Annotated in this window: 6 protein-coding genes; 2 read left to right on the top strand and 4 right to left on the bottom strand. The window is 62.7% G+C overall.

From position 1 onward, the window contains the following. On the top strand, positions 1-387 hold a 387-nt coding region (locus tag ACIQ3A_RS13860; protein ID WP_396432310.1), incomplete at its 5' end, for a DUF6537 domain-containing protein. A 49-nt stretch (positions 388-436) separates the two neighbouring features. Then, entirely contained in the window at positions 437-1429 is a 993-nt protein-coding gene (locus tag ACIQ3A_RS13865; RefSeq protein ID WP_396432311.1) for a Bug family tripartite tricarboxylate transporter substrate binding protein, read from the top strand. A 3-nt stretch (positions 1430-1432) separates the two neighbouring features. Here ACIQ3A_RS13865 and ACIQ3A_RS13870 read toward each other — a convergent pair whose 3' ends face one another. From ACIQ3A_RS13870 to ACIQ3A_RS13885, 4 genes are all read right to left on the bottom strand, one after another. After that, positions 1433-2059 (bottom strand): Crp/Fnr family transcriptional regulator, encoded by a 627-nt coding sequence (locus ACIQ3A_RS13870; protein WP_396432312.1) that lies wholly within the window; start codon positions 2057-2059, stop codon positions 1433-1435. Positions 2060-2161: 102 nt separating this feature from the next. Then, entirely contained in the window at positions 2162-3517 is a 1356-nt protein-coding gene (locus ACIQ3A_RS13875) for a glycerate kinase (RefSeq protein WP_396432313.1), read from the bottom strand. Beyond that, complete coding sequence (locus tag ACIQ3A_RS13880; RefSeq protein WP_396432314.1) at positions 3514-4452, bottom strand: 2-hydroxy-3-oxopropionate reductase; 939 nt, start codon at positions 4450-4452, stop codon at positions 3514-3516. Before ACIQ3A_RS13880 ends, ACIQ3A_RS13875 begins: the two co-directional genes overlap by 4 nt. 36 nt (positions 4453-4488) lie before the next feature. Beyond that, positions 4489-4798: TIM barrel protein (locus ACIQ3A_RS13885; RefSeq protein WP_396432315.1), on the bottom strand; the 310-nt coding region annotated here is incomplete at its 5' end.

The raw sequence follows: 4798 nt of genomic DNA on the forward strand, positions 1-4798 counted from the left end.
CGCGTGTTGCGCCCCTTCGGCAGCCGCTACGCCACCGAACAAACCCTGATCGAAGAATGGCTGGGCGGCATTGAGCGTGCCACGCGGCAGTCCCCTGCGCTGGGTCTGGAACTGGCGCGTTGCGGGCAGCTCATCAAAGGCTACGGCAGCACCAACGAACGCGGCAAGGACAACCTGCTGCACATCCTGCGCCACGTCTGCGGGCCAGCATCGGCCGTGCCTTTGGCCCATCAAGCCGAGGCGGTGGCCCGCATCCGCCAAGCGGCCTTGCAAGACGAAGCCGGTCAGGCCCTCGACCAGGCCTTGCTGCAACACGGCGCCCCGGCCCGTCCGGTCACAGAGCAACCCGTGTTGTGGATGAAAAATCCTCGGCTTCAAAAATCCTGATGGGTCGCCACAAGCTCACACATCCCCTCAAAAAGTCCAGGAGACACACATGAAAAAAACCAATTTCTTGACACGGCGCTTGCTCGGCACAGCGCTGGTGGCATTGATCGCAGGGCCCGCCCTGTGCCTGAGCGCTGCAGCCCAAAGCTGGCCCACCAAACCCGTCAAAATCGTGGTGAATTTTCCACCGGGCGGCGCTGCTGACCAGATCGCCCGCGCCATTGGTGTGCCTTTGGGAGAAGCGCTGGGCCAGCCCGTGGTGGTGGAAAACCGGGGCGGTGCCAACGGCAACCTGGGCGGTGACATGGTGGCCAAATCCCCCGCCGATGGTTACACCCTGCTCATGAGTTCAGGCGGCATGGTGTCGGTCAACCCGCACATTTATGCCCGCATGCCGTTTGACCCGGCGAAAGACCTGGTGCCTGTTGCCTCAGCCGCACGCGTGCTGGTGTTTCTGGTGGCCAAGCCCAATTTTCCAGCCAGCACTATTCAGGAATTTCTGGCCTACGTGAAAGCCAACCCGGGGCGCCTGTCGTATGGCTCGGCAGGCAACGGCAGCTCACCCCACTTGGCCGGTGAAATGATGAAAAGTCAGGCGGGCTTGTTTGCGGTGCACGTGCCGTATCGCGGCGCAGCGCCTGCCTTGCAGGATGTACTGGCCGGGCAGCTCGACTTTTACTTTGACCCCGGTATTGGCTTGGGCCAGGTGCGCGCAGGCAAGCTCAAGTTGCTGGCTGTGGGCAGCCTGAAACGCTCACCGCTGTTCCCCAATGTGCCCACCTTAGACGAGTCCGGTCTGAAAGGTTTTGACGCCGATTCGGTGTTCGGCTTTTACGCGCCTGCTGGCACGCCGGCGGAAGTGATCACCCGTGTGAACCGCGAAATCAACCGCATTCTGGGCACGCAAGCCCTGAAAGACCGCATCCAAAACCTGGGGGGTGAAGCCTTGCCTCTGACGCCTGCTGAATTTGGCGCCCGTGCCGCTGACGATTCCAAGCGCTTTGGCGCCATCATCCGCGAGCGCAAAATCAGCGGAGACTGAGCGTTAAACGCCCGCCAAATCACGCAGGGCCTGCGGGTTGGGCAAACCCAGCACGCGCCCGCCACCAATGATGAGTTGACGCTCGCGCAAATGGCGCAGCACCCTTGAAAATGTCTCAGGGGCAATGCCCAACTGTGCGGCGATGGTGCGCTTGCGTTCGTGCAGCGTGACCGCCAAACCCCCGACCAGCGTGTCGGGTTCGGCGTGGCGCAGCAGCCATTCAGCGCAGCGGGCATCGGCGTCTTTGGCCAGCCGGCTCACGCCCAATTCGGTTTGCTGTCGCTGCGATCGGGCCATGTCCATCAGCAGGTTTTGCGAGGCCTCAGGCAAGGCCTGCACCTGTGCTGCAAAGTCCGTCACGCTCACGTATTGCAAGCTGACATCGGTTTCAGCCACGGCATCAACGGCATGGGGCAAACCCAACAGGCCCGATGCAGCCTCCAGCCAGAAAGGCCCGTCCACCACCCCTAACTGGTGCGCCATGTTGCCATCGGTCATGACCCCCAGCACCACCTTGCCCTGGATGACATGGACCACGCGGTCCACGGCATCGCCACGGCGCAACAAAACGGTGCCAGCAGACTGGTGGACAGTCGGTTCGGCGTCAAGGGGCAAGGAAATATCCAACATGGTGCTGTCGAATGTGCCAGAGCATCGGGCCAGCAGCTTTGACAAACATCAACACCGGGGTCAACACCAGAAAAATCGTACCGTCACCCCTGCTGGGTCAAATCAAACCACCAGCATCGCCCGGAAATCGTTCACATTGGTGTGCGTGGGGCCCGTGATGACCAAATCGCCCAGCGGGGCAAAAAAACCGTAGGCGTCGTTGCGCTGCAAGTGCGTGTCCACTTTCATGTCCAGCACTTGGGCGCGGGCCAATGTATCCGGAGAAACTTGTGCCCCGGCGTTGTCTTCGATGCCGTCGATGCCATCGGTATCTGCCGCCAACGCCCAAACACCTGGCTGGCCTTGCAGGGCTTGCGCCAGCCCCAGGCAAAACTCGCCCGCCCGCCCCCCGCGCCCTTTGGGCGTGCCCGCAGGCTGCGGCTTGATCGTCACCGTGGTCTCGCCCCCGCTGAGGATCACGCAAGGTTTCTGAAAGGGCCCCTGGCCCTTGGCGGCGGCACGGGCCAGCGCCGCGTGCACCTTGCCCACCTCGCGCGATTCACCTTCGATTTCGTCACTCAGGATGTAGGCATTAAGCCCTTGAGCGCGGGCGGCCGCAGCTGCGGCCTCCAACGATTGCTGGGGCGTGGCGATCATGCGGACGGTGTGGCCTGCAAAAACAGGCGATCCGGGTTTGGGTGTTTCCCAGGCCCCCGATCGCAAGGCTTGCTCGACGTCCAGCGGCACGGCAATGGCATAGCGCTGCAAGATGGCCAGCGCATCCGCGCAGCTGGTGGCATCGGCCACGGTGGGGCCACTGGCGATGATGGAAGGGTCATCGCCCGGCACGTCGCTGATGGTGAGGGTGACCACACGTGCCGGCGCACAAGCTGCCGCCAGGCGCCCACCCTTGATGCGCGAGAGGTGTTTTCGCAGGCAGTTCATTTCAGCAATGTTGGCGCCGCAGGCCAGCAACTGGCGGTTGATGTCTTGCTTGACTTGCAGGCTGATGCCCTCGGCAGGCAAGGTCAACAAGGCCGATCCGCCACCCGAAATCAGGCACAGCACCAGGTCGTCGGCGGTCAGGCCTTGCGTGAGGGCCAAGATGCGCTCGGCCGCTTGCAGGCCTGCGGCATCGGGCACGGGGTGCGAAGCCTCGACCACCTCAATGCGCTCAGGCAAGCCTGCAGGCCTGGGTGGCGTGTGGCCATAGCGCGTGACCACCAGGCCTGACAGGGGTGCGTTTTGTGGCCAAAGTGCTTCTACCGCCTGCGCCATGGCGCCCCCCGCCTTGCCTGCGCCCAGCACCAGGGTGCGGCCTTTGGCTGGGTCCGGTGGGGTTGGCAGGTGGGCTGCGGTGTTGTGCAGGGGCAAGGCCCGCAGCACGGCCACATCGTAGAGTTGACGCAAAAAAATCAGCGGTTCAAGGCCCACATCGGGCAGCGCAGAGGCCGGTGTCAAAGGTGTCGTTGCATTCATGCCGAGATGGTAACGTCTCCGGCTGCAATCTCATGGCCCGCCATGATCTCCAGACTGCGGCAAAGCGCTGAATGGTCCAGCCCTGCCAGGCCATGCGCTGCGCACACCTGCATCAGCTGCGCCGCACTGGCGGTGTGCGGCAAAGACAGACCCATCTCGCGGGCACCTTGCAAGGCCAAGCCCAGGTCTTTTTGGTGCAAGGCGATGCGAAAGCCAGGGTTGAAGCTGCGTTTGACCATGCGCTCGCCATGCACTTCCAGAATGCGGCTGGCGGCAAAGCCCCCCATCAAAGCCTGGCGCACCTTGGCCGGATCGGCCCCCGCCTTGCTGGCGAAAAGAAGGGCCTCGGCCACTGCTTCGATGTTGAGCGCCACGATGATCTGGTTGGCCACCTTGGTGGTTTGCCCATCGCCATGCCCCCCCACATGTGTGATGTTTTTGCCCAGGGCCTCCAGCAAAGGCCTGGCACGCTCGAAGCTGCTGTCAAGCCCTCCCACCATGATGGTCAGGCTGGCCGCCTTGGCCCCCACTTCGCCGCCCGAAACCGGAGCGTCCAGGTATTCACCACCCAACGCATGAATGCGTTCGGCCATCTTTTTGGTGACCATCGGACTGATCGAGCTCATGTCGATCACCAGCTTGGGCTGGCCGGTGCTGCCTTGTGCCGGCTTCAGACCCGCCGCCACCCCACGCGCACCAAACAGCACCTCTTCCACATTGGAGGTGTCGGGCAGCATGGTGATGATCACATCGGCCCGCTTGGCCACCTCTTCGGCGCTGGTGCAAAGCGTGGCACCTCCCTCCACCAATTCAGCAGGGACTTTGCTGCGCGTTTGCACAAACATCATGTGCCCAGCTTTCAACAGGTTCAGGGCCATGGGCGCGCCCATGATGCCCAGGCCAATGAAGCCCACTTTCATGCCGCTTTTGGTCATGTCATTTCCTTGTTTTGTTGGATGGAATCGCTTCAATCAAGCTGCGCAGGTCTGGGCATTCGCCGTCAGCTCACGCATCCAGCCCAATCCGGCTTCGGTGCCGCCTGGCTGGGCGTCTCGGGGTTTGTATTCGCAGCCCACCCAGCCGGCGTAACCGATCGCGTCGAGCCACTTGAAAATGTGCGGGTAATGGATCTCGCCCGTGCCGGGTTCATGCCGCCCGGGGTTGTCTGCGATCTGCACATGGCCGATGCGGGCCAGGTGCTTTTGCAGAGTGGCTGAAAGCTCACCCTCCATGCGCTGCGCGTGGTAAATGTCGTATTGCAGATACAGGTTGTCCGAGGCC

Source organism: Limnohabitans sp., assembly GCF_044361985.1.
GTDB lineage: Bacteria > Pseudomonadota > Gammaproteobacteria > Burkholderiales > Burkholderiaceae_C > Limnohabitans_A.